This is a genomic window from Kitasatospora sp. NPDC092948, from assembly GCF_044754805.1.
Taxonomy (GTDB): domain Bacteria; phylum Actinomycetota; class Actinomycetes; order Streptomycetales; family Streptomycetaceae; genus Kitasatospora.
On sequence record NZ_JBIVPU010000001.1, the window covers coordinates 626898 to 650008 of the forward strand.

The following is a 23111-nucleotide window of genomic DNA, read 5'->3' on the forward strand; positions in this document are numbered from 1 at the left end:
GCCTGTCAGTGGTGGGGCCTAGCATCGCGCGCATGCGAGCATCAGGAACCTTCACCGTCCCCGAGTTCACCCCCGCGGCCGTCCCGGTCGGCGATATCGAGACCGCCGTGGGCGTCGGCGTCGCGACCATGCGCAAGGAGTTCCAGGGCGAGATCGCGGGCCGCTCCACCACGCTGTTCACCTCGGCGTTCGACCATGCGGCCGGGGTCGGCACGTACCTCGCCATGGAGTCGTTCGCCGGCCGACTGCACGACGTCGAAGGGACGTTCAACTTCGCGCACTCCGCCACCACGCTGGGGGCCGGCCGCGAGGGCGAGTACTTCGTGATCGTGCCCGGCAGCGGCACCGGCGGCCTGGTGGGCATCACCGGCACCGGCGGCATCGTGATCGACGAGGACGGCACCCACCGGATCCACCTGGACTACGAACTGCCGTCCTAGTGCGGGCCGGTGGGGGCGCACTCGTCACTCCGGGCGGGACCAGTTCGCCGCCACCCGGCGGCGTTCCTCCTCCACCAGCCTGCGCACCACGTCCGTCACCGTCCGGTGCGAGAGCTCCGCGAAGCCCTGGAGCCACTCGGCCAGTTCGAGGGGAAGGTCCACCTGTACGCGGCGGTGGCCCGGTGGCACCTTCTGGTAGCCGGCCACCGGGCTACGCCTCCTGGCGGGCCTTCAGGGCCCAGTCGCAGAGCATCGGGACGCAGGACTCCGCGAAGTACTCGTAGTCCGCCGCCGTGTTGTAGACGTGCGTGGAGAGCCGGAAGTAGCCGGTCCCGTCGAAGCTGGTGAACGCCGTCTCGACGCCGAACTCCGTTGCCATCCGGTCCCGCAGGGCGTCGGCCTCCAGCCGGGTGCGGCCGAGGCCGGCCGGCAGTTTGACCAGGCGCAGCGCGTTGACCGGCATGCCGACCTCGGCCGCGGCCGGCTCGCCGGTGGCCGCGGTGAACGCCTCGCCGATCAACTCCTGGGCGTAGTCGGCGAGTTCCGTCATGTACTGGCGCGCCTGCGGCCAACCCCACTGCTGCTGCACGAAGTCCAGGGCGGTCGGCGCGGCCAGGTAGGAGGTCGCGTCCACCGTGCCCTGGGTGTCGAAGCGCTCCGGGAACGGCTCCTCCGCGCCCCAGGAGTCGATCAACGGGTAGAGCGAGTGCCGGAGTTCGCCCCGGGCGACGAGCGCCGCGGTGCCGCGCGGCGCGCAGCCGAACTTGTGCAGGTTGCCGACCCAGGCGTCGCAGTCGACGCCCGCCTGCGGGTCCTCGGCCAGGCCGGGGACGTGCGCGGCGTCGACCAGCAGCGGGATGCCGCGCTCGCGGGCGGCCGGGCCGATCAGGTCGATCGGGAGGCGGCGGGCGGTGGCGGAGGTGATCTGGTCCAGCACGATCAGCGCCGTCCGGTCACCGAGCTGCTCCAGCACGGCGGCCGCGGTCTCCTCCGGCCCCGCCGCCAGCGGCACGTGCACGGTGCGGACCGAGCCGCCCCAGCGCCGGGCCAGCCGCGCCGCGCCCATGGTGACGGCCCCGTACCCGTGGTCGGTGACCAGCACCTCGCCGCCCGGCCGGTGCGGCAGGCTGTTGTACACGGCGCTCGCGCCCGCGCTGGCGTTCGGGACCAGTGCGGTGAACTCGGCCGGGACACGCAGGAATGCGGCGATCGCGGCGCGTGCCCGGGCGACCCGGCGGGGGAGCGCCGGGAACCACACCACCGGGGCGCGGTCCATCTCCTCCCGCAGGTCCTGCTGCGCGCGCTGCGCGGCCAGCGGGACCGCGCCGAACGAGCCGTGATTGAGGTGCCGCAGCGACGGGTCCAACGACCAGCCGGCGGCGGCCGGGCGCCCGTCCTGGAGCAGCAGCGGCTTGGGGGCGACGACGGTTCCCACGATCCCTCTCCGTTCCGGCCGCCGGGTCCTGGGTCGGCGCGGCCTGCCGGCTGATCCTGGCACAGCCGCCTGCGGGGCCCGGCGGGCGGGCCGCCCTGGCCCGTTCGGGTGGCTTCCCGTTGCGCCGTCCGGATGCGGCCGAGCGGGTGCCGCATCCTGATCGCATCCGACCCGCCCCGTCCCACGGTGGGCCGCCGACCGAGAACGAGGATTCCCGCATGTTCCAGAAGTCCCGCCCGCCGGCCATCCCCGCCCCGCGACGTCCGCTCGCCAGCGTGCGCCCGTCCGCCCGCACCCCCCGGCCGCCGCGGACCCGCCGCGAGCGTTGACCGCGCCGCCCCATTGACCGGCCCGTCCCGGCCGACCGTCTCCCGCGGCCGGGACCGGGCCATCAACCGGCCGAACCGGGCCATCAACCGGCCGAGCTGCTCACGTCCTTACCGCCCGGTGGCCGGTCCGCCGCAACTGCCCGGCGAACACCGCCTCCCGCTCTGCTCGCAGCTAAGACCGTACCGAGCGGAGTCCGGCAGCCCGTACAGTCCGGACGCATGACGACGGTCACCACTCGCACAGTCCACTACCCCGCCGACGGCCTGACCATGGTCGGCCATCTGGCGCTGCCCGCCGGCACCGGCCGCCGGCCCGCGGTCCTGATCGGGCCCGAGGGCCCCGGGGTGAGCGACTTCCAACGCGGCCTCGCCGACGCGCTGGCCGAACTCGGCTATGTGGCACTGCTGTTCGACATCAACGGCGGCCGCTGGTTCACCGACCCGCAGGAGATGCTGGACCGCGCCCTGCCGTTGCTCGCCGACCCGGAGCGGATGCGGGAGATCGGGCGCGCCGGGCTCGACGTGCTGCTGGCCGAGCCGCGCACCGACCCCGAGCGGATCGCGGCCATCGGCTACGGCACCGGCGGTGCCATCGCCCTCGAACTCGGCCGTGCCGGAGTCCCGTTGAAGGCGATCGGCACCCTCAACGCCGTCACCACCGGCCGCCCCGGCGAGACCGCGAACATTTCCTGCCCGGTGTGGGCCGGCGTCGGCTCCGAGGACCCGATCATGTCGGTCGAGCGGCGCACGGAGTTCACCGCCGAGCTGGAGGCCGCCGGCGTCGACTGGCGTCTGACCGTCTACGGCGGGGCCCAGCACGCCTTCCACCACCCCATCGGGAACGCCGTCGTGCTGCCCGGCGTCGGCCACCACCCGCGGCAGGCCGAACGTGCCTGGCGCGACATGGTCGACCTGCTCGCCGAGTGCCTGCCCGTCACCGACTCGGACGCCGCCGACGCCTGAGGGCCCGCCGGGTGCGGGAGGGCTTCACGCGAGCGGCCTTCACGAGAGCGGCCTTCGTACGAGCAGCGATTGCGCGAGCGTCCTTCGCGCGAACGGCCATTGCGTGAGCGGCCGTTGCGTGAGCGGGCCTCAGGAGGGTTTGAGGAACCGCAGGTAGCACGCGCCGAACACCAGCACGATGCCGACGTTCAGCATCAGCCGGGGCCAGAAGTGGTCCCGGAAGAACGCGAAGTCCAGCCCGACGATCAGGCCCACCATGGCCAGCACGTAGAGCGCGAGGCCCAGCTGTCTGCTCATGCCTCCTTTCTACTGCTCCCGGTGGCGAAAGGAAGGGATCCGGCGACGATCAGGGCCGGACGGCGCCCATGTACGGCATCACGTCGATGCCGACGATCTCGACGTTCTTGCCGGTGCGCGGGGCGTGCAGGAGTTTGCCGTTGCCGATGTAGATGCCGACGTGGTGCAGATCGTTGTAGTAGAAGAGCAGGTCGCCGGGCTGGATGTCGGCCTTCGCGATGCGCTTTCCGGCGTTCCACTGGTCCTGCGAGACGCGCGGCAGGCCGACGCCGCCGGCCCGGAAGGCCATCTGGGTGAGGCCGGAACAGTCGAAGGAGTCGGGGCCGGCGGCGCCCCACCGGTAGGGCTTGCCGAGTTGGGCGTAGGCGAAGTCGAGGATCGCCTTGACCTGGCCGGTGGCGGGGCCGGTGTACGTCTGGCCGCGGGCCGAACTACGGGACGCTGCCTGGTCGTTGTCGCCCAGGACGCGGGCCCGGTCGGCGGCCTTGAGGCCGGCCAGGACCCGGCTGGCCTCGGCCAGCTTGCCCTGCACCTCGGACTTCTTCGCCGTCATGGTGTTCCGGGCCTGCTCCAACTCGGCGAGTGTGGCGGAGGTTTCGGCCCGTTCCTGGTCGATGGACTGCTGGAGCCGCAGCGCGTTGCTCAGGGCCTCGGCCTGCTGCCCGCCGGCCAGGTCCTGGAGGCCGGCCCGTCGCAGGTACTCGTCGGGGGAGGTGCTGAGCATCAGCTGGACGCTCGGGTCGATCCCGCCGCTGCGGTACTGATCGGCGGCCAACGCGCCCAGGGAGTCCTGGAGTTCCAGGATCTTCGCCTGCTGCCCGGCCAGCCGCTCCTGCAACTTCCCGGCCTTCTGCTGGAGTTGGCGGGCCTGCTCGTCCACCTTGTTGTACTGCTCGGTGGCCGCCTCGGCGTCCTCGTACAGGCCGTCGACATTCGCCTTGACCTGGTCGAGGCTGCCGGTGGCGGGTTCGGCCCAGGCCGGGGCGGTGGGCAGCAGGACGGCTGCTCCGGCCGCCGCGCCGAGGACGGCGGTCCTGGTGCGTCCGGCGGGTCGGGGGCGGCGGTGCGTTCCCATCGCTGCGTCTCGTCTCCTCGGGTCGGGGCACCCGCCGTCCCGGCGGCTACTACGAGACAACTTAGTAGTTCAGTAGAACGACCGGCAAGCCACCCCCCGCCCACTACGATGAGCCGGAAGACGGCGGACCGAGGGGACGGAACGGCAGTGCGCAGACTCGGCGACCTGGAGGCGGAGATCATGGACCGCCTGTGGACCTGGGGCCGCCCCGCCACCGTCCGCGAGATCGTCGACGACCTCAACCGGTCCCGGCCGCTCGCCTACACCACCGTGATGACGGTCGCCGACATCCTGTACCGCAAGGGCATGCTGCGCCGTGAGAAGTCCGGCCGGGCCTGGAGCTACCGCCCTGCCTGCACCCGCGAGGCGTACAGCGCCGCCCTGATGCGCGACGTCCTCGGCGAGAGCCCCAACCCCGCCGGCGCCCTCGTCCACCTGGTCGAACAGCTCACCCCGGCCGAACTCGACGCGCTGCGCGCCGCCATCGACTCCGTCGACCAGGACCGGCCGGGCGGGAGCGGGGGGAACGGCGGGAACGGCGAAAGCGGTGGGAACGGCGGCGGTCGGGGGAACGTGCGGTGACCGCCGCGCTCGCGCTGCTCGGGTACGGGCTGCTGGTCGGCGTGCTCGCCCCGCTGCCGCTGGCCCGGGCCCGCTGGACGCACCGCGCGCCCCGGCTGGCCGTCGCGCTCTGGCAGGGGCTGGGGCTGTCCTTCCTCACCGCCCTGGTGCTGGCCGCCCACCACCTGGCCGTCCCGGGCGTCCACCTGCACCTCGGGCTGGTCGGCCTGCTGCACCTGTGCGGCGTCGACCACCCTGCCGGGCCGGGCCTCGGCGGCGGCTGGCGGCTGCTGCTGCCCGTCGCGGCCGCCCTGTGGCCGCTCGGCCGGCTCGCCGCCGCGCTGGCCCGCACCGCCCGCCACCGGCGACGCCACCGCACCGTGCTCGACCTGGTCGCCGCCCGCGACCCGGGGCTCGGCGCGCACGTCCTCGACCACCACGTCCCCGCCGCGTACTGCCTGCCCGGCCGCCGCGCCCGGATCGTGCTCACCCGCGGCGCGGTCGACCTGCTGACGCCCGCGGAAGTCGCCGCCGTGCTGGCCCACGAGCGCGCCCACGTCCGCGGGCGCCACCACCTGGCCCGCACCGCCGCGGACGCGTTCGCCGCCGCGTTCCCGTTCCTCCCGCTGGCCCGCCTCGCCGCCCGGGAGACCCCGCTGCTGCTGGAGATGGCCGCCGACGACCGGGCCGTGCGCCGCCACCCGCGGGCCGTCCTCGCCGCCGCCATGTACCGGGTGGCCGGCGGCCAGGTCCCGCAGGCCGCGTTCGGAGCCGGCGGCCCCGCCGCGCTGCTGCGGGTCCGCCGCCTGCTCGCCCCCGCCACCGCCCCGCACCCCGCGCTGCGCGCCGCTGCCGCGTTCTCCGCCGCCGCGGCCCCGATCCTGCCGCTGCTGTTCACCTGCGGGCCGGTCCTGCCCTGAAACGCGCGGCACCGCCCGCCGGGGCGAACCGGACGGGCGGTGCGGGGGACGTCGGGGCCGACAGGCGTCAGGACTGCATCGGCTTCGGCTTGATCATCGCGAACGGCGCGCCCTGCGGGTCGGCGACCACCGTCATCCGGCCGGCCTCCATGTCGAACGGCGGGGCCAGCACGGTGCCGCCCCGCCTGACCAGGGCGTCCACCGTGGACTCGACGTCGTCCACCGAGAAGTAGGACAGCCAGTGCGCCGGGGTGCCGGGCGGGTCGTTGGCCAGCCGGGTGACGCCGCCGACGTCCTTGCCGCCGACCCGCAGCGCCCAGTAGTCCTTCGCGCCCTCCATCGGCTCGATCTCGATGCCGAACGCCTCGCCGTAGAAGGCGGTGGCCGCCGGGACGTCACTGGTGTGCAGCTCGTTCCAGGTCAGCGCACCGGCCTGGTTCACCACCTTGGCACCGGCGAACCCGACGGCCTGCCAGACGCCGAACACCGCGCCCTGCGGGTCGGCGGCGACCAGCATCCGGCCGAGCTTGCCGACGTCCATCACGGGGACGATCAGGTTGCCGCCGGCCGCGACGATCGCGTCCTGGGTGGCCTGGGCGTCGGTGGTGGCCAGGTAGGTGGTCCACACGGTCGGCGGCTCCGGCTGCCCCTCGGGGGCCATCGCGGGGCCGATCCCGGCGACGGCCCTGCCGTCCAGCTCGCAGACCGCGTACCCGCCGAACTCGGCCGGGCCGGGCTTGCCCTGCCAGCCGAGCAGGTCGCGGTAGAAGTCCAGCGCCGCCTGCTGGTCCTTCGCCATCAGATCGATCCAGCACGGCGTGCCGGTCGCGTACGGTTTGGTGACTTCGGGCATCTCTCGCTCTTTCCGGTGAGGCGTTCCGGTTCTCCCCCGAAGTCACCCTCGTGGCGCGGCCCGCGATCCGCCACCGGACGCGCGCCCGTCGGGCACCCGGGCGGCCCGGAGGCGTGCCGCGGGTGCGGCGGGCCGTCCGAGGTGTGGAATGCGCCGGGGGCGGCCGGGTCGCGCCCGCTACGGTGGCATCGTCGCTGACGAACCGTCACCTCCGGAGGGCCCGCGCCATGACGCTCACGACCGAGACCCACTCCGCCGTGCTCGCCGCGATCGTCGAGGGCTGCGCGTCGCTCGGCTTCGAGATGTCGTGCGACCTGGTGACCGGCCAACTGCTGCGGACGCTCGCGGCCTCCCGGCCGGGCGGGCGGATCCTGGAGCTGGGAACCGGCGCGGGCGCGTCCACCAGCTGGCTGCTGAGCGGGATGGACGCGGACACCACCCTGCTCAGCGTGGAGCAGGACCCGGTGGTGGCGGCGGTCGCGGCCGCCCACCTCGGGGCGGACCGGCGGCTGGACCTCAGGGTGGGCGACGGGGCCGAACTGATCGACGCGCTGGCCGGCCACCGCTTCGACCTGATCTTCGCGGACACCTGGCCCGGCAAGTTCCACCACCTCGACCAGGCGCTCGGCCTGCTCGCCCCCGGCGGCGTGTACCTGGTCGACGACCTGCTCCCGCAGCGGACCTGGCCCACCGACCATGCCCGCGCCGTCCGGGAGCTGCTCGACCGGCTGACCACCGACCCCCGCCTGCACACCACCTACCTGGACTGCTCGACCGGCCTGCTGCTGGCCACCCGCCACTAGGAGCTAGGCCGATCGGGCGAGCGGGCGAGCGTCGGGCGTGGGGGCCGGACCGCCGGATCGCGCCGGTGCCTACCGTGGCGGGCATGTGGCACGACATGTTCCAGGCGGGGATCTCCTACGGCGAGAAGACGGTGCGCACCGTGCTGGTGTACCTGGCGCTGCTGGTGCTGCTGCGGGTGATCGGCAAGCGCGGGCTGGCGCAGCTGAACACCTTCGACCTGGTGGTCATGCTGCTGCTGTCGAACGTGGTGCAGAACGCGGTGATCGGGAACGACAACTCGCTGGTCGGCGGCCTGTACGGGGCGATGGTGCTGCTGCTCACGGACTGGGTGCTGGTGCGGCAGGCGGCCCGCTGGGACTGGTTCAACCGGCTGTTGGACGGGACGCCGACGGTGCTGGGCCGGAACGGCAGGTACGACGTCCGGGCCGTCGCGCGGCAGGGCATCCGGGTGCCCGACCTGGACGTGGCGATCCGGCACCAGGGCGGCGACGGAGTGGAGGAGACCTCGCTGATCGTGCTGGAGCCGGGCGGCACCCTGCTGGTGAAGCTGAAGGACGGCGACCAGATGGCCGACAAGGCCGATGTGGCGGCGATCAGGGCCGCGCTGGCGGCCATCGAGGCCCGGCTGCCGGCTCCGAGCTGACCGTTTCATCCCGGTTTGCGGCCCCATCGGACGTACCTTGACGAATCCTTAACGGCAGGCGTTAACGGCCTCCGGGCCTTGGATTTGAGTGTCCGCCTGCCGTTTGACCTGCGGAAACGTCGGTAATTCGCCGATTGGACGGGCCGGTTCCCTTAACGGCGATCGCGCATACGCTCCCGTGCTGTGTTCAACCTCCCCCAGGCGCTCAAGCGCCTCGTGATCGGCCGGGCCATGCGCAGCGAGGAGCTCGGCGAGACGCTGCTCCCCAAGCGGCTCGCGCTGCCGATCTTCGCCTCCGACCCGCTCTCCTCGGTGGCCTATGCGACCGGCGAGATCCTGCTCGTCCTCACCGTCGGCGGCACCGCCTTCCTGTACCTCACCCCGTGGGTCGCCGCCGGCGTGATCGGGCTGATGGCCGTGGTGGTGATGTCCTACCGGCAGGTGGTGCACGCCTACCCCAGCGGCGGCGGCTCCTACGAGGTGGTCTCGCGCAACCTCGGCGCCAACTCCGGCCTGGTGGTGGCCGCCTCGCTGCTGGTCGACTACGTGATGACGGTCGCCGTCTCGGTGGCCTCCGGCGTCGACAACATCATCTCCGCGTTCGGTTCGCTGGCCGACCACCGGGTGGCGCTGGCGGTCGGCTTCGTCGCCCTGCTGACCGCGATGAACCTGCGCGGCGTCCGCGAGTCCGGCCGGGCGTTCGCCGCCCCCACCTACCTGTTCATCGGCGGCATCCTGCTGATGGTCGTCACCGGCCTGGTCCGGCTGGCCTTCGGCGACAGCCCGCAGGCCCCCACCGCCGCGCTCGGCGTCGCCGCCGTCGACGGCAAGGACGGCCTCCAGGGCCTCGGCCTGCTGATGCTCGGCCTGCGCGCGTTCGCCTCCGGCTGCACCGCGCTCACCGGCGTCGAGGCGATCTCCAACGGCGTGCCCGCGTTCCGGGCGCCGAAGTCCCGCAACGCCGCCGCCACCATGGCCGTGATGGGCATCGTCGCGGTGGTGATGTTCGCCGGCGTCACCCTGCTCGCGCTCACCTCGCACGTGCACTACGTCGAGGACGCCTGCCGGTTGACCGGCCTGGCCGGCGACTGCCACACGTACACCCAGCAGACGGTGATCGCGCAGCTCGCCGCGACGGTCTTCGGCGGCTCCGACACGCTGCTGTTCTACTTCATCCAGGCGGTGACCGCGCTGGTGCTGATCCTGGCCGCGAACACCGCGTTCAACGGGTTTCCGCTGCTCGCCTCGATCCTCGCCCAGCACCGCTACCTGCCCCGGCAGCTGCACACCCGCGGCGACCGGCTGGCGTTCTCCAACGGCATCATCGCGCTCGCGGTGGTGGCCGGCGGGCTGCTCTGGTTCTACCGGGCGGACGTCACCAGCCTGATCCACCTGTACATCCTCGGTGTGTTCACCTCCTTCACGCTCTCCCAGATCGGCATGGTCCGGCACTGGAACCGGGCGCTGGCGACCGAGCGCGACCCGGCGGTGCGGGCCGCAGCGCAGCGCAGTCGGCTGATCAACGGGCTGGGCGCCGTCACCACGGCGCTGGTGCTGGTCATCGTCCTGATCACCAAGTTCACCCAGGGCGCGTGGCTGGCCGTGGTCGCCGCGCTGCTGCTCTGGCTCACCATGCGGGGCATCCGCCGGCACTACGACCACGTCGCGGCGGAACTCGCCGTCGAGGACGTCGCCGCGGAGAGCTCGCGCCCGCGCCAGGTGCACGCCGTGGTGCTGGTCTCCAAGCTCCACAGGCCGACCCTCCGGGCGCTCGGCTACGCGGAGGCGTTCCGGCCGGACACCGTCGAGGCGGTCACGGTGGACGTCGAGCCCGAGGCGACGGCCGACCTGCGGTCCGGCTGGGAAGCCAGCGGCCTGGACGTTCCGCTGCGCGTACTGGAATCGCCGTTCCGGGAGATCACCAAGCCGGTCGTCGCCCACGTGCGGGAGCTGAAGGCGCAGTGGCCCGGCGACGCGGTGGCGGTGTTCATCCCCGAGTACGTGGTGGGGCACTGGTGGGAGAACCTGCTGCACAACCAGTCGGCGCTGTGGCTGAAGAGCAGGCTGCTGTTCACGCCCGGGGTGATGGTCATCTCGGTGCCCTGGCAGCTGACCTCGGCGAACCGGGCGGACAGGCCCGCCCGCGAGGCCCCGGGGGCGGTGCGACGGGGGCAGTAGCCGGGCGCCCGGCACGGCAGGGTCGCGGCCACGCGCAGGTCATGGCGTGCGTCGCGATCTCGCCGTCGGGCGCCCTCCGGCGCGCGCGGTTCCCCCGCGTCCCTGGTTCCGCACCCGCGTGCGTCCTCTGATGTCGCACCCTCGTTTGCCTAAACTTTCCCGGGATGTCGCGTTTTCGACGCTTATGGTTGACCGCCGGGGAACCCAGGACGAGGACCGTATGGCCATGATCACCGATCCCGAGACCGCGTTGTTCCGTGCCCGCCCTGCGGCCCCGCCTCGGACGTTGGTGGACGTGCTGGCGGCGACGGCGGACGCGTACCCGCAGGAGCCCGCGTTGGACGACGGGCGGGTGACGTTGAGCTATGCCGCGCTGCTGGGGGAGGTGGAGCGGGTGCGGCGGCAGCTCGCGGAGGCCGGCGTCGGGGCGGGGGACCGGGTCGGGGTGCGGGTGCCGTCGGGCGGGAACGACCTGTACGTGGCGATCCTGGGGGCGCTCGCGGCGGGGGCGGCGTACGTGCCGGTCGACTTCGAGGACCCGGACGAGCGGGCGGAGCTGGTGTTCGGCGAGGCGGACGTCAACGCGGTGATCGGGGCGGGCGGGCGGCTGGAGAAGGTGAAGCCGTCGGGGCACGCGGCCGGGAGTCCGACGCCGGAGCACGACGCGTGGATCATCTTCACGTCCGGTTCGACGGGCAAGCCGAAGGGCGTGGCGGTGACGCACCGCAGCGCGGCGGCGTTCGTGGACGCCGAGGCGGCGATGTTCCTCCAGGACGAGCCGATCGGGCCGGGGGACCGGGTGATGGCGGGGCTGTCGGTGGCGTTCGACGCGTCCTGCGAGGAGATGTGGCTGGCGTGGCGGCACGGCGCATGCCTGGTGCCGGTGCCCCGGGCGCAGGTGCGCAGCGGGGCGGACCTGGGGCCGTGGCTGGCCGAGCAGGAGATCACGGTGATCTCGACGGTGCCGACGCTGGCCGCGCTGTGGCCCGCCGAGGCGCTGAACGAGGTGCGGCTGCTGATCTTCGGCGGCGAGGCGTGCCCGCCGGAGCTGGCGGAGCGGCTGGTCACCGAGGGCCGCGAGGTGTGGAACACCTACGGTCCGACCGAGGCGACGGTCGTCGCGTGCGGGGCGCTGCTGACCGGCCGGGCCCCGATCCGGATCGGACTGCCGCTGGACGGCTGGGAGTTGGCGGTCGTCGACGAGGCGGGCGAGCCGGTGCCGATGGGCGGCAGCGGGCAGCTGGTGATCGGCGGGGTCGGCCTGGCCCGGTACCTGGACCCGGCGAAGGACGCCGAGAAGTACGCGCCGCTGACCTCGCTGGGCTGGGAGCGGGCGTACCGCAGCGGCGACCTGGTGCGGGCCGAACCCGAGGGGCTGGTGTTCCTCGGCCGGGCCGACGAGCAGATCAAGCTGGGCGGCCGGCGGATCGAGCTGGGCGAGGTGGACGCGGCGCTCCAGGCGCTGCCCGCGGTGTCCGGCGCGGCGGCCGCGGTGCGGACGGCCCGCGGCGGCAACCAGCTGCTGGTCGGGTACCTGGTGGCCCAGGAGGGCTTCGACCGGGAGGCGGCCGTCGCCAGGCTGCGGGCCGAGCTGCCGGCCGCGCTGGTGCCGCTGCTGGCCACCGTCGAGCACCTGCCGACCCGGACGTCCGGCAAGGTCGACCGGGACGCGCTGCCCTGGCCGCTGCCGGACCTGGAGACGTCCGGCCCGGCCGAGCAGCTGTACGGCACCGAGGCGTGGCTGGCCGAGCAGTGGACGGAGATCCTCGGCACCCAGGTGCGCGGCGCGGACGACGACTTCTTCGCGATCGGCGGCGGCTCGCTGGCCGCGGCGCAGCTGACCACGCTGCTGCGCGGCCGCTACCCGGCGGTCTCGGTGCTCGACATCTACCAGCAGCCGACGCTGCGCAAGCTGGCCCGGCTGCTGGAGAAGTCCGCGCAGCCCGGGGGCCCGGCGCGCACCGTCGAGCCGGTGCCGCGCCGCGCCCAGGCCCTGCAACTGCTGCTGATGCTGCTGCCGGCCACCCTGATCGGTCTGCGCTGGTCGCTGCTGCTGGGGGTGCTGGGGGCCGTGCTGCACCTGGTCGGTGACTACCCGTGGGCCCCCGCCGCGCCGTGGTGGCTGCTGGCGGCCGGCGTGGCGCTGCTGTACTCGGCGCCGGGCCGGCTGGCGATCGCCGCCGGCGGCGCGCGGCTGCTGCTGCGCGGCGTCGGCCCCGGCACGTACCCGCGCGGCGGCGGCGTGCACCTGCGGCTGTGGGCGGCCGAGCGGCTGGCGGAGGCGACGGGGGCGGTGCAGCTGTCCGGGTCCTGGCTGGTGCGGTACGCGCGGGCCCTGGGCTGCCGGGTCTCCGCCGACGTCGACCTGCACTCGCTGCCGCCGGTGACGGGCCTGCTGCGGCTCGGCAAGGGCTGCGCGATCGAGAACGAGGTGGACCTGTCCGGCTACTGGCTGGACGGCGACCGGCTGGAGATCGGAGCGTTGCGGATCGGCGCGGGCGCGGTGGTCGGCACCCGGTCGACGCTGCTGCCCGGCGCGAAGATCGGCAAGCGGGCGGAGGTCGCGCCCGGCTCCGGCGTCACCGGGCACGTCCCGACCGGTCAGCGCTGGGCCGGCGCGCCCGCCGTGAAGACCGGCAAGGCCGAACGCGGCTGGCCCAAGGAGCGTCCGCCGCGCACCCTGCGCTGGGCCGCCGTGTACGGCGCCACCGGGTTCGTGCTGTCCGCGCTGCCGCTGCTGTCCGCGGTGCCCGCCCTGCTGATCGCCGGCCGGTTCGTCCACCCCGGCGACGGCCTGCCGGAGGCGCTCGGGGGCGCGCTGATCGCGCTGGTGCCCGCCACCCTCGCCTACGGGCTGGCGTACGCCGCGAAGGTGCTGATCGGGGTCCGGCTGCTGTCGCGCGGGCTGAGCACCGGCTACCACCCGCTGCACGGCCGGGTCGGCTGGCAGGCGTGGACGGTCAGTCAGCTGATGGACCTGGCCCGGGAGACGCTGTTCCCGCTGTACGCCGGCCTGATCACCCCGGTGTGGCTGCGGCTGCTGGGCATGCGGGTCGGCAAGGGCGCCGAGGTGTCGACGGTGCTGGCGCTGCCCAGCCTGACCACGGTCGGCGACGGGGCGTTCCTCGCCGACGACACCCTGATCGCCCCGTACGAGCTGGGCGGTGGCTGGGTGCGGATCGGGCGGGCCGAGATCGGCGAGCGGGCGTTCCTCGGGAACTCCGGGATGACCGCGCCCGGCCGGGCCGTCCCCGACCGGGGGCTCGTCGGGGTGCTGTCGGCGACGCCGAAGAAGGCCAAGCGCGGCAGCTCCTACCTGGGCATGCCGCCGGTCAAGCTGCCCCGGGCCGCCGACACCGCCGACCTGGCGCTCACCTACGAGCCGCCGGCCCGGCTGCGCTGGGCGCGCGCGGCGACCGAGCTGGGCCGGATCGTCCCGGTGCTGGCCTCCGCGGCGCTGGCCGTGCTGACGGCCGCCGCGCTGTGCGCCGTCGGGCAGCCGCTGCTGTCGGGCCTGGTGCTGCTGGCGTCCGGCACCGTCGCCGGTGTCGTCTCCGCCGCCGCGAAGTGGCTGCTGGTGGGCCGGTTCCGGGCGGTCGAGCACCCGCTGTGGTCCTCCTTCGTGTGGCGCAACGAGCTGGCCGACACCTTCACCGAGGTGCTGGCGGTGCCCTGGCTGGTCGGCCGGGCGGCCGGCACGCCCGTGATGACGCTGTGGCTGCGCTCGATCGGCGCCCGGATCGGACGCGGCGTGTGGTGCGAGAGCTACTGGCTGCCCGAGGCCGACCTGGTCACCCTCGGCGACGGAGTGAGCGTCAACCGGGGCTGCGTGCTCCAGACGCACCTCTTCCACGACCGGATCATGCGGCTGGATACTGTGGAACTCCGCGCCGGATCCACCCTCGGCCCGGGCGGGATCGTGCTGCCCGGCAGCACCGTCGGCGAACGCACCACCCTCGGCCCGGCGTCGCTGGTGATGCGCGCCGAGACGGTGCCCGCCGACACCCGCTGGCTCGGCAACCCGATCGAAGCCTGGCACCAGGAGGATGCGCACCGGTGAGCGCCGACCCGTACTTCCCCCGCAACGGGGACCCGCGCTACCGCGCCCACCGCTACGAACTGGCCCTCGACTACCGGCCCGGCCCCAACCGGCTGGCCGCCTCCGCCCGGATCGCCGCCATAGCGGGCCCCGAACCGCTGCGCGAGTTCACCCTCGACCTGGCGGCGTTCCGGATCGGCAAGGTGCTGGTCGACGGCAAGGCCGCGCACTACGCGCACCGCGACGGCAAGCTGCGGATCAGACCCGCCAAGGCCCCCGCCGCCGGCGCCGTCTTCACCTGCGAGGTGCACTGGTCCGGCAACCCGCGGCCGGTCCGCAGCCCGTGGGGCGGCCTCGGCTTCGAGGAGATCGAGGACGGCGCCCTGGTCGCCTCCCAGCCGACCGGCGCACCGTCCTGGTTCCCGTGCAACGACCGGCCCGCCGACAAGGCCGCCTACCAGCTGACCGTCACCACCGCGTCCCCCTACACCGTGGTCACCGGCGGCCGGCTGCTCAGCCGCACCACCCGCTCCTCCGCCACCACCTGGGTGTACGAGCAGCCCGCGCCCACCGCGTCCTACCTGGTCGGGCTGGCGATCGCCCCGCTGCGCGAGTTCCCGCTGACCGAACGCGTCCCCGGGACCGTCCCGCAGATCGCCTGGGTGCCGCTGTCGCTGCAGGCCGCGTTCGAGCACGACTTCGCCCGGCAGCCGCAGATGATGCGGCTGTTCGAGGAGCTGTTCGGCCCGTACCCGTTCGGCGAGTACACCGTCGCCGTGGTCGACGAGGAACTGGACGTCCCCGTCGAGGCGCAGGGCATGGCCACCTTCGGCCGCAACCACGTCGACGGGCAGCGCGGCTGGGAACGCCTGGTCGCCCACGAGCTCGCCCACCAGTGGTTCGGCAACAGCGTCACCATCGCCGACTGGCGGCACATCTGGCTGAACGAGGGCCTCGCCAAGTACGCCGAATGGCTGTGGTCCGAGCGCACCGGCGGCCCCACCGCGCAGCACCGGGCCGCCGAAGCCCACCGCCAACTGCGCGGCCTGCCGCAGGACCTGGCGATCGGCGACCCCGGCAAACGGCACATGTTCGACGACCGGGTGTACGAACGCGGCGGCCTCACCGTGCACGCCCTGCGCCGCACCCTCGGGGACCCGGCGTTCTTCCGCCTGCTGCACGGCTGGGCCACCGCGCACCGGCACTCCGTGGTCACCACCGACGACTTCGCCGCACACGCCTCCCACTACACCGACCGGCCGCTGCGCCCGCTGCTGGACGACTGGCTGCACCGGACCGCGCTGCCGGACCTCCCCGAGCTCTGACGGTTCGTGACCTGATGTACTGACACCATGGCCGCGAAGCCATCGTCGGTCTTCGGAGTCTTCGGAGGAACGAGGAACATGAGCACGCACTACGACGTGGTCGTCCTGGGCGCCGGCCCCGGCGGCTACACCGCCGCTGTCCGCTCCGCCCAGCTCGGTCTGCGCACCGCCGTGATCGAGGCCAAGTACTGGGGCGGCGTCTGCCTGAACGTCGGCTGCATTCCCTCCAAGGCGCTGCTGCGCAACGCGGAGCTCGCCCACACGGTGCTGAAGGAGGCCGACCTCTTCGGCATCCAGGTCGAGGGCAAGGTCTCCTTCGACTACGGCAAGGCGTTCAGCCGCTCCCGGCAGGTCGCCGACGGCCGGGTCAAGGGCGTCCACTACCTGATGAAGAAGAACAACATCACGGAGCTGGACGGCTGGGGCACCTTCGTCGACGACCACACCCTTCAGGTCGCGCTGCGCGGCGGCGGCTTCGAGCTGGTCACCTTCGACCACTGCATCATCGCCGCGGGCGCCACCACCCGGCTGCTGCCCGGCACCTCGCTCAGCGAGCGGGTCGTCACCTACGAGGAGCAGATCCTCACCGAGCAGCTGCCGGAGTCGATCATCATCGCGGGTGCCGGCGCGATCGGCGTCGAGTTCGCGTACGTGCTGCACAACTACGGCGTCAAGGTCACCGTCGTCGAGTTCCTGGACCGCATGGTGCCGCTGGAGGACGCCGATGTGTCCGCCGAACTCGCCAAGCAGTACCGCAAGTTGGGCATCCAGGTGCTGACCTCCACCCGGGTCGACGCGATCGACGACTCCGACCCGAACAAGCCGGTCAAGGTCACCGTCACCCGGGACGGCAAGCAGGAGGTGCTGGAGGCCGACAAGGTGCTCCAGGCGATCGGCTTCGCGCCGCGCACCCAGGGCTACGGCCTGGAGGTCACCGGCGTGCAGCTGACCGAGCGCGGCGCGATCGCGGTCGACGGGCGGGGCCGCACCAGCGTCGAGCACATCTTCGCGATCGGCGACGTCACCGCGAAGCTGATGCTGGCGCACGCGGCCGAGGCGATGGCGGTGGTCGCCGCCGAGACCATCGCCAAGGCCGAGACGATGGAGATCGACTTCGTGATGGTCCCGCGCGCCACCTACTGCCAGCCGCAGGTGGCGTCGTTCGGCTGGACCGAGGCGCAGGCCCGCGAGCTGGGCTACGACGTGAAGGTGCAGAAGTTCCCGTTCACCGCGAACGGCAAGGCGCACGGCCTCGGCCAGCCGGTCGGCTTCGTCAAGGTGATCTGCGACAACACCCACGGCGAGCTGCTCGGCGCGCACCTGATCGGCCCCGAGGTCACCGAGCTGCTGCCGGAGCTGACGCTGGCCCAGCAGTGGGACCTCACCGTCCACGAGGTCGGCCGCAACATCCACGCCCACCCGACGCTGGGCGAGGCCGTCAAGGAGGCCATTCACGGCCTCGCCGGTCACATGATCAACATGTAGGACCGCCGCCCCGGGCGAGCCGTCCGCTGCCCCGGTGCCCTCCGCCGACGCGGGGAGCGCCGGGGCTCTGTCGGTTACAGGGGCTGACGCAGCACCGGGAGGCCCGCCTCCAGCCGGGCGAAGAGCCGGCCGCCGTGGACGCCCGGGGCGTCGAAGCCGTCCTCGTCGTCCTCGTCGGTGCCGCGAAGCACCTCGGGGACCAGGACCTCGGCGGCGGCCGGAGTGGCGACGTCGTGGCCCAACTCGGCGACGGCGTACGGCTCGGCGATGACCGGGCCGGTCATCGCACCGGCCACCAGGTCGGGGAAGAAGCCGTCCGACAGGACGGTCACACCGGCGTGCAGATCACCGCCGATCATCACCAGCTTGTCCGTCATGTGGCCGACGAACGCGCCGACCCGGACCGTGCCGCGGACCAGGAGCTTGGCGTCGCCCTCCAGGTGGATCGCGCCGGCGGTCAGGTCGCCGAGGACGACCAGCGCCGGGCAGCCGTCGTCCACGTTGAGGATCGTGCCCGTCACCTCCAGGTCGCCGTCGACGACGAACCCGGTGCCGTACGGATCGGTCGCGTCCAGGTCGAGCGGGCCGGTGACGCTCAGGCTGCCGGCGTGGACGTCGTAGCCCTCGTTGTACAGGTTCTGGTAGCTGCTCAGGGGCAGGCCGCGGCTCTCGAAGAGCGCCACGCAGTCATTCCAACTGTGGTGCACCGCAGGGATGTTCATGGCGCGGAGTCTGCCACGCGGCACTGTCGTCGAGGCTTCGGAGCGGTCTCGGAGCGGTCTCGGAGCGCGCGCTGGTGTTCTGGACTCACACCGCACCGGCCGACCGGACGGGCGGAGGAGACGAACACCGAGGAGTGCACCATGGCCAACGTCCTGAACCTGCAGAAGATGGTCACCGCCGAGGGCGACCCGAGCGAGAAGGACGAGTCGTGGAGCATCTCGTCCTGCGACTCGCACAGCTGCTGAGCCGCAGGCGTCTCCTGAACTCCGGCGGTACGCCGCCGGGCCACCGCGCCGGCCGTCCGGCCGGGCGGACCGAACACACCCGAAGGAGCACACCATGGCGAAGGTCCTGGACCTGCAGAAGATCGTCGTCCTCGAGGGCCACGTGGGCGAGCCCCAGGAGTCCATCAGCATCTCGTCCTGCGACTCGCACAGCTGCTGACCCGCAGAGGTCTCCTGAAATCCGGCGGTACGCCGCCGGGCCACCGCGCCGGCCGTCCGGCCGGGCGGACCGAACACACCCGAAGGAGCACACCATGGCGAAGGTTCTGAACCTGCAGAAGATCGTCGTCGTCGAGGGCAATGGGGGCGGCAAGACCGAGGATTCCATCAGCATCTCGTCCTGCGACTCCTACAGCTGCTGACCCGAAGAGGCCTCCCGGCCTCGGCGGCGCACCGCCGCCGCACCGCACCGCACCGCACTCCATCGCACCGCACCCCACCGCGCCGGCCGATCGGCCGGGCGGACGGAACACACACCCGAAGGAGCACACCATGGCGAACGTCCTGAACCTGCAGAAGATCGTCGTCGTCGCCGGCGGCCCGATCGAGGACCAGGAGTCCATCAGCCTCTCGTCCTGCGACTCGCACAGCTGCTGACCCACAGAGGTCTGCTGGGCCCCGGCGGAGCGCTGCCGTCGGGGCCTGTCCTTCTCCTCGCACCGCCCGTCCGGAAGGGAAACGCCCGTGCTCTCCTGGCAATCGCTCCAGTACTACCTGCAGTTCGACCGGCGCTGGTACGAGACCGCCGAACGCCACCGCCCCGACCCGCAGCACCTCGCGGCGTTCCGTGAACTCGTCCCGGACGGCTGGGGCACCCGCCGGCGAGGCCTGTGGTTCATCGCCGACCCGCCCGGCCGCAACACCCCGGCGCAGGGGTGGAAGCTGCACGTCACCGCGGCGGCGGGGGAGAGCGAGGAGGTGCTGCGGCTCGCCCTGCCGGTGCTGTTCGCGCACGGGGTGTCGTTCAAGTTCCTGATCGACCCGTGGTCGGTCGAGCTGACCAGCGGCAAGAACTTCTCCCGGACCGCCAGCGGCAAGTTCATCACCGTCTACCCGGCCGACGACGCCGAATTCCATGCGGTGGGCAAGGAGTTGGCCGAAGCCCTGGAAGGCCGCGGCGGCCCGTACATCCTCTCCGACCGGCGCTGGCCCGGTTCGACGGCCGTCTACTACCGCTACGGCGGCTTCGCCGCGATCAAGCGGCTGCGCCCCGACGGCATCAGCGACCTGATGATCGCCACCCCCGACGGCACGCTCGTCCCCGACGTCCGCAACCCGTACTTCGAGACGCCGGCCTGGGTCACCGACCCGTTCCCGCCCGAGGAGGCCGAGGAGGGGAGCGCGCTCAACGGGCGCTACCTGCCCACCTCCGCGCTGATGTTCGGCAACCGCGGCGGCGTCTACCTGGCCGACGACCGGGAGACCGGCGCGCAGGTGGTGCTCAAGGAAGCCCGCCCGGGCGTGCTGGTCGGGCGGCCCGGACGGTCGGCCGTCGAAGTGCTGGAGAAGGAGTACCAGGTGCTGTCGGAGCTCGCCGACACCGGGTACTTCGTGCGGCCGCTGGACTTCTTCCACGAAGGCGGCCACGCCTTCCTGGTCGAGGAGTACATCGACGGCCCGCACTACAGCCGCAACGGCATCGCCACCAACCCGGTGATCACCGGCAAGCTGGACGGCGACAGCCTCCGCGCCTACTACCGCACGCAGCGCGACCAGTGGCGGCAGATCGCCGAGGCCGTCGCCGCCGCCCACGCCCGCGGCATCCTGCTCGGCGACCTCTCGTACACCAACGTGCACCTCACCAAGGACGGCCGGGCCGTGCTGCTCGACCTGGAGGCCGCCGTCCGCGAAGGCGTCGACCCGCACCTCGGCGTGCACACCATCGGCCTGGCCAGCCCCCGGCTGCGTGCCACCAACCACTACGACCGGGCCAACGACTGGCACTGCCTCGGCGCGCTGATCTTCTCCTCGGTCATGGTGGTCAACAACATCGTCGGCTTCCACCGCCCCGCCCAGGACCGGTTCCTGGACGCGCTCGCCGAAGACCTCGCACTGCCCGCCGAACTCTCCGCACTGATACGCGACTTGACCGACCCGGACGCCGTCGACGGCGACTTCGACCCGGACGAGATCAGGAAGCGGATCGACGCGCTGCCGTTCGACGACCCGACGCTGTGGACGTCCCCCGTCCCGCTCTCCGAGCCCGCCGCCCGCCGCTACCGCGACACCGAGGCCCGGCCCGGGCTGCGGGACGCCGACCTCGCCGCCACCGTCGAGGGCATCGCCGCCGAGATCGAGGCCGCCGCCGACCCGCAGCGCGCCGACCGGCTGTTCCCCAGCAACCCGCTGGTCCACCAGACCAACCCGCTCTCCCTCGCTTACGGCGCCACCGGCGTCCTGTACGGCCTGCACCGGCTGCGCGGCAGCGTGCCCGACCGGCTGCTCGGCTGGGCGCTCGCCAAGGACGTCAACCAGGCCGCCTACCCGCCCGGCCTGTACCTCGGCCAGTCCGGCCTGGCCTGGGCGTTCGACGCGCTCGGCGAAGGCGCCGTCGCCCGCTCGCTGATGGCCGCCGCCCGCCGCCACCCGCTGCGGCACGCCCTGCCCGGCGTCCTGCACGGCACCGCCGGCCACGGCCTCGCCGCCCTGCACCTGTGGCACCGCCAGGACGCCCCCGAGCTGCTCGCCGACGCCGTCGCCGACGGCGAACACCTCGCCGCCACCGCCGTCCACGGCCCCGACGGCCCGCACTGGCCCCAGGCCACCGCCGGCGAGGACCGCCTGCGCACCCGGCTCGGCCACGGCTACGGCGGCAGCGGCATCGCCCTGTTCCTGCTCTACCTGCACCTCGCGACCGGCGAGGAACGCTGGTACACGCTCGGCCGCGCCTCCCTCGGCCACGACCTCGCGCACGCCGGCACCCTCCCCGGCGGCACCCTCGGCTTCCCGTCCCACGCCGGCCCCGCCGAAGGCCGCACCATCCTGCGCAACTACTGGGACGAAGGCACCGCCGGCGTCTCGGCCGCCGTGGTCCGCTACCTCGCCGCCCGGCCCGACGAGCAACTCGCCGCCGTCGCCGACGACCTGCTGCGCGACTCGGCCCGCCACTACGCCGTCTTCCCGCACCTCGCACACGGCCTCGCCGGACTCGGCAACACCCTGCTCGACGCGGGCGAACTGCTCGGCGAACAGCGCTGGTTGGACGAGGCCCGACGAGTCGCCGACGGCATCCTGCTCAGCCGGATCGAACGCGACGGCGAGACGCCCGGGGGGATCGGCTTCCCCGGCGAACAGGCCCTGCGGGAGAGCTGCGACCTGGCCACCGGCTCGATCGGCATCGCGCTCTTCCTCGACCGGCTGCGGCACGCCCGCCCCGGCACCCGCACCGACTTCCACTTCACCGTGGACGGACTGCTGCCGTGACCACCGACGTTGCGCCCGACGTCCGACCGGCCCGGGACCGGCGCTGGCTGCGCCGGTTCCGGCTGGTCGGGGCGAACCCGATGTTCCGCCGGCTCTGGATCGGCCAGTTCACCTCCGAACTCGGCAGCTCCATGAGCGTGTTGGCGGTGCCTCTGCTGGCGGTCGCGGTCACCGGATCGCCCGCGAAGGCCAGCCTGCTCGCCACCCTGGGCTTCGTGACCACCTGGCTGTCCGCCGCCCCGTGCGGGCAGCTCGCCGACCGGATCCCGCCGCGCCGGCTGATGCTCGCCTGCGACACCGCCCGACTCGCCGCCGTCACCGCCGTCGCCGTCACCACGTTCGGCGGCGGCCCGCCGCTGTGGCTGCTCGCCGTCACCACCGTCGTCTCCGGCACCGCGGTCACCGCGTTCGGGCCCGCCGCCGGGAAGATGCTGCGCACCATCGTCCCCGCCGACCAGCTGCCCGAGGCGGTCGCCGCCAACCAGGCCCGCGGCTACAGCGCCTCGATCGTCGGCCCCGCCGCCGGCGGCGCCCTGTTCGGCGTGGCCCGGGCGGTGCCCTTCGTCGCGGACGCCGTCAGCTACCTGGTCTCGCTGGCCTGCGTACGGGGCCTGCCGTCCGGCGCCGGTGACGGCCCGTCGGCCCGCGGCTGGCCCCGACTGCGCGAAGGCATCGCGGTCATCCGCCGCACCCCGTTCCTGCGGGCGTCCCTCGCCTACTCGGTGCCCGGCAACCTCGCGGTCTCGATGCTGATGTACGTCCTGCTGCTGCGCCCCGGCGCTGCCGGCGGCGGCACCGGTCTCGCGTTCAGCGCCGCCGCCGTCTGCGGACTCGTCGGCTCACTGTTCGCCGCGGGCGCGCACCGCCGCTACGGCCTGTGGCGGATCATGGCCGGCACGGCCGCCGTGCGGCTGCTCGCCGCCGTCGCCGTCGGCCTGAGCGCCGGCCGGCTCGGCCCCGCGGTCGCCCTCGCGCCCGTCCTGCTACTCGCCCCCGTGGTCGGCGCGGCGCTCGGCACCACCACCATGCTGGTCGTCGACTACGACGTCTACGGCCGGGTCAGCGGCACCACGTCGTTCATCGGCGGCGCGCTCCAGCCGCTCGCCCCGCTGGCCGCCGGCGCGCTGCTCCAATTCGGGGGCACCGGCGCGGCGTTGGGCGTGGTGGCCGGACTGTTCGGCCTGGTGCTGGCAGCGGTCCTGGCGGGACGGCGGAGCCTGGACGTCAGGCTGGAGGGAAAGGTGCTCGTCCCGGCGGGCCGCCGGGGTGCGGCGCCCGCACCGGTGTCATGACGACCGCCCCGACCGCCAGGTCGGCGGCCGGGGCCCGGAGTC

General features: G+C 73.5%; 18 protein-coding genes. 12 read left to right on the forward strand and 6 right to left on the reverse strand.

Going from position 1 to position 23111, the window contains the following annotated elements; all coding sequences use genetic code 11:
• The first annotated feature begins 32 nt into the window (after positions 1-32).
• Positions 33-440 (forward strand): DUF3224 domain-containing protein, encoded by a 408-nt coding sequence (locus ACIQF6_RS02330; protein ID WP_400889099.1) that lies wholly within the window; start codon positions 33-35, stop codon positions 438-440.
• A 24-nt stretch (positions 441-464) separates the two neighbouring features.
• On the opposite strand, the gene ACIQF6_RS02335 is transcribed toward ACIQF6_RS02330, so the two are convergent.
• Together ACIQF6_RS02335 and ACIQF6_RS02340 are read right to left on the reverse strand one after the other, a co-directional pair.
• Positions 465-647 (reverse strand): hypothetical protein, encoded by a 183-nt coding sequence (locus ACIQF6_RS02335; RefSeq protein WP_400889102.1) that lies wholly within the window; start codon positions 645-647, stop codon positions 465-467.
• 4 nt (positions 648-651) lie between these two features.
• Positions 652-1875, reverse strand: a complete 1224-nt coding sequence (locus ACIQF6_RS02340) for an aminotransferase class V-fold PLP-dependent enzyme (RefSeq protein WP_400889105.1) — start codon at positions 1873-1875, stop codon at positions 652-654.
• A gap of 548 nt (positions 1876-2423) precedes the next feature.
• Here ACIQF6_RS02340 and ACIQF6_RS02345 point away from each other — a divergent pair.
• Positions 2424-3167 (forward strand): dienelactone hydrolase family protein, encoded by a 744-nt coding sequence (locus ACIQF6_RS02345; protein ID WP_400889108.1) that lies wholly within the window; start codon positions 2424-2426, stop codon positions 3165-3167.
• A 129-nt stretch (positions 3168-3296) separates the two neighbouring features.
• Here ACIQF6_RS02345 and ACIQF6_RS02350 read toward each other — a convergent pair whose 3' ends face one another.
• Positions 3297-3464: a hypothetical protein gene (locus tag ACIQF6_RS02350; RefSeq protein WP_400889111.1), complete on the reverse strand. Its 168-nt coding sequence runs from the start codon at positions 3462-3464 to the stop codon at positions 3297-3299.
• Positions 3465-3513: 49 nt separating this feature from the next.
• Complete coding sequence (locus tag ACIQF6_RS02355) at positions 3514-4539, reverse strand: NlpC/P60 family protein (RefSeq protein ID WP_400889114.1); 1026 nt, start codon at positions 4537-4539, stop codon at positions 3514-3516.
• 147 nt (positions 4540-4686) lie between these two features.
• Between ACIQF6_RS02355 and ACIQF6_RS02360 the strand changes: the two genes are divergently transcribed.
• Both ACIQF6_RS02360 and ACIQF6_RS02365 read left to right on the forward strand, forming a co-directional pair.
• A complete protein-coding gene (locus tag ACIQF6_RS02360) occupies positions 4687-5121 on the forward strand; it encodes a BlaI/MecI/CopY family transcriptional regulator (RefSeq protein ID WP_400889117.1) in 435 nt (144 codons plus the stop codon).
• The gene (locus ACIQF6_RS02365) at positions 5118-6020 is read left to right on the forward strand and encodes a M56 family metallopeptidase (protein ID WP_400889120.1); all 903 of its coding nucleotides are present in this window, start codon (positions 5118-5120) and stop codon (positions 6018-6020) included. The genes ACIQF6_RS02360 and ACIQF6_RS02365 overlap by 4 nt, the downstream gene beginning before the upstream one ends.
• 67 nt (positions 6021-6087) lie before the next feature.
• Here ACIQF6_RS02365 and ACIQF6_RS02370 read toward each other — a convergent pair whose 3' ends face one another.
• Positions 6088-6873 carry a VOC family protein gene (locus ACIQF6_RS02370; protein WP_400889123.1) on the reverse strand — a complete coding sequence of 262 codons (786 nt, stop codon included), beginning with the start codon at positions 6871-6873 and terminating at the stop codon, positions 6088-6090.
• A gap of 227 nt (positions 6874-7100) precedes the next feature.
• On the opposite strand from ACIQF6_RS02370, the gene ACIQF6_RS02375 reads away from it, so the two are divergent.
• The 6 genes from ACIQF6_RS02375 to lpdA all read left to right on the forward strand — a co-directional run bounded on the left by ACIQF6_RS02375 (position 7101) and on the right by lpdA (position 17347).
• Positions 7101-7676: an O-methyltransferase gene (locus ACIQF6_RS02375; RefSeq protein ID WP_400889126.1), complete on the forward strand. Its 576-nt coding sequence runs from the start codon at positions 7101-7103 to the stop codon at positions 7674-7676.
• An 83-nt stretch (positions 7677-7759) separates the two neighbouring features.
• Positions 7760-8320, forward strand: coding sequence for a DUF421 domain-containing protein (locus ACIQF6_RS02380; protein ID WP_400889129.1), 561 nt, complete (start codon positions 7760-7762; stop codon positions 8318-8320).
• A 231-nt stretch (positions 8321-8551) separates the two neighbouring features.
• A complete protein-coding gene (locus ACIQF6_RS02385) occupies positions 8552-10498 on the forward strand; it encodes an APC family permease (RefSeq protein ID WP_400890079.1) in 1947 nt (648 codons plus the stop codon).
• Between the two features lie 226 nt (positions 10499-10724).
• Complete coding sequence (locus ACIQF6_RS02390) at positions 10725-14558, forward strand: Pls/PosA family non-ribosomal peptide synthetase (RefSeq protein ID WP_400889132.1); 3834 nt, start codon at positions 10725-10727, stop codon at positions 14556-14558.
• Entirely contained in the window at positions 14555-15862 is a 1308-nt protein-coding gene (locus tag ACIQF6_RS02395; RefSeq protein WP_400889135.1) for a M1 family metallopeptidase, read from the forward strand. The genes ACIQF6_RS02390 and ACIQF6_RS02395 overlap by 4 nt, the downstream gene beginning before the upstream one ends.
• 78 nt (positions 15863-15940) lie before the next feature.
• Entirely contained in the window at positions 15941-17347 is a 1407-nt protein-coding gene (gene lpdA / locus ACIQF6_RS02400) for a dihydrolipoyl dehydrogenase (RefSeq protein WP_400889138.1), read from the forward strand.
• A gap of 74 nt (positions 17348-17421) precedes the next feature.
• On the opposite strand, the gene ACIQF6_RS02405 is transcribed toward lpdA, so the two are convergent.
• Positions 17422-18069 carry a hypothetical protein gene (locus ACIQF6_RS02405; RefSeq protein ID WP_400889141.1) on the reverse strand — a complete coding sequence of 216 codons (648 nt, stop codon included), beginning with the start codon at positions 18067-18069 and terminating at the stop codon, positions 17422-17424.
• Between the two features lie 969 nt (positions 18070-19038).
• On the opposite strand from ACIQF6_RS02405, the gene lanKC reads away from it, so the two are divergent.
• Entirely contained in the window at positions 19039-21777 is a 2739-nt protein-coding gene (lanKC, locus tag ACIQF6_RS02410; protein WP_400889144.1) for a class III lanthionine synthetase LanKC, read from the forward strand.
• Positions 21774-23069, forward strand: a complete 1296-nt coding sequence (locus ACIQF6_RS02415) for an MFS transporter (protein ID WP_400889147.1) — start codon at positions 21774-21776, stop codon at positions 23067-23069. Before lanKC ends, ACIQF6_RS02415 begins: the two co-directional genes overlap by 4 nt.
• The last annotated feature ends 42 nt before the right edge of the window (positions 23070-23111 follow it).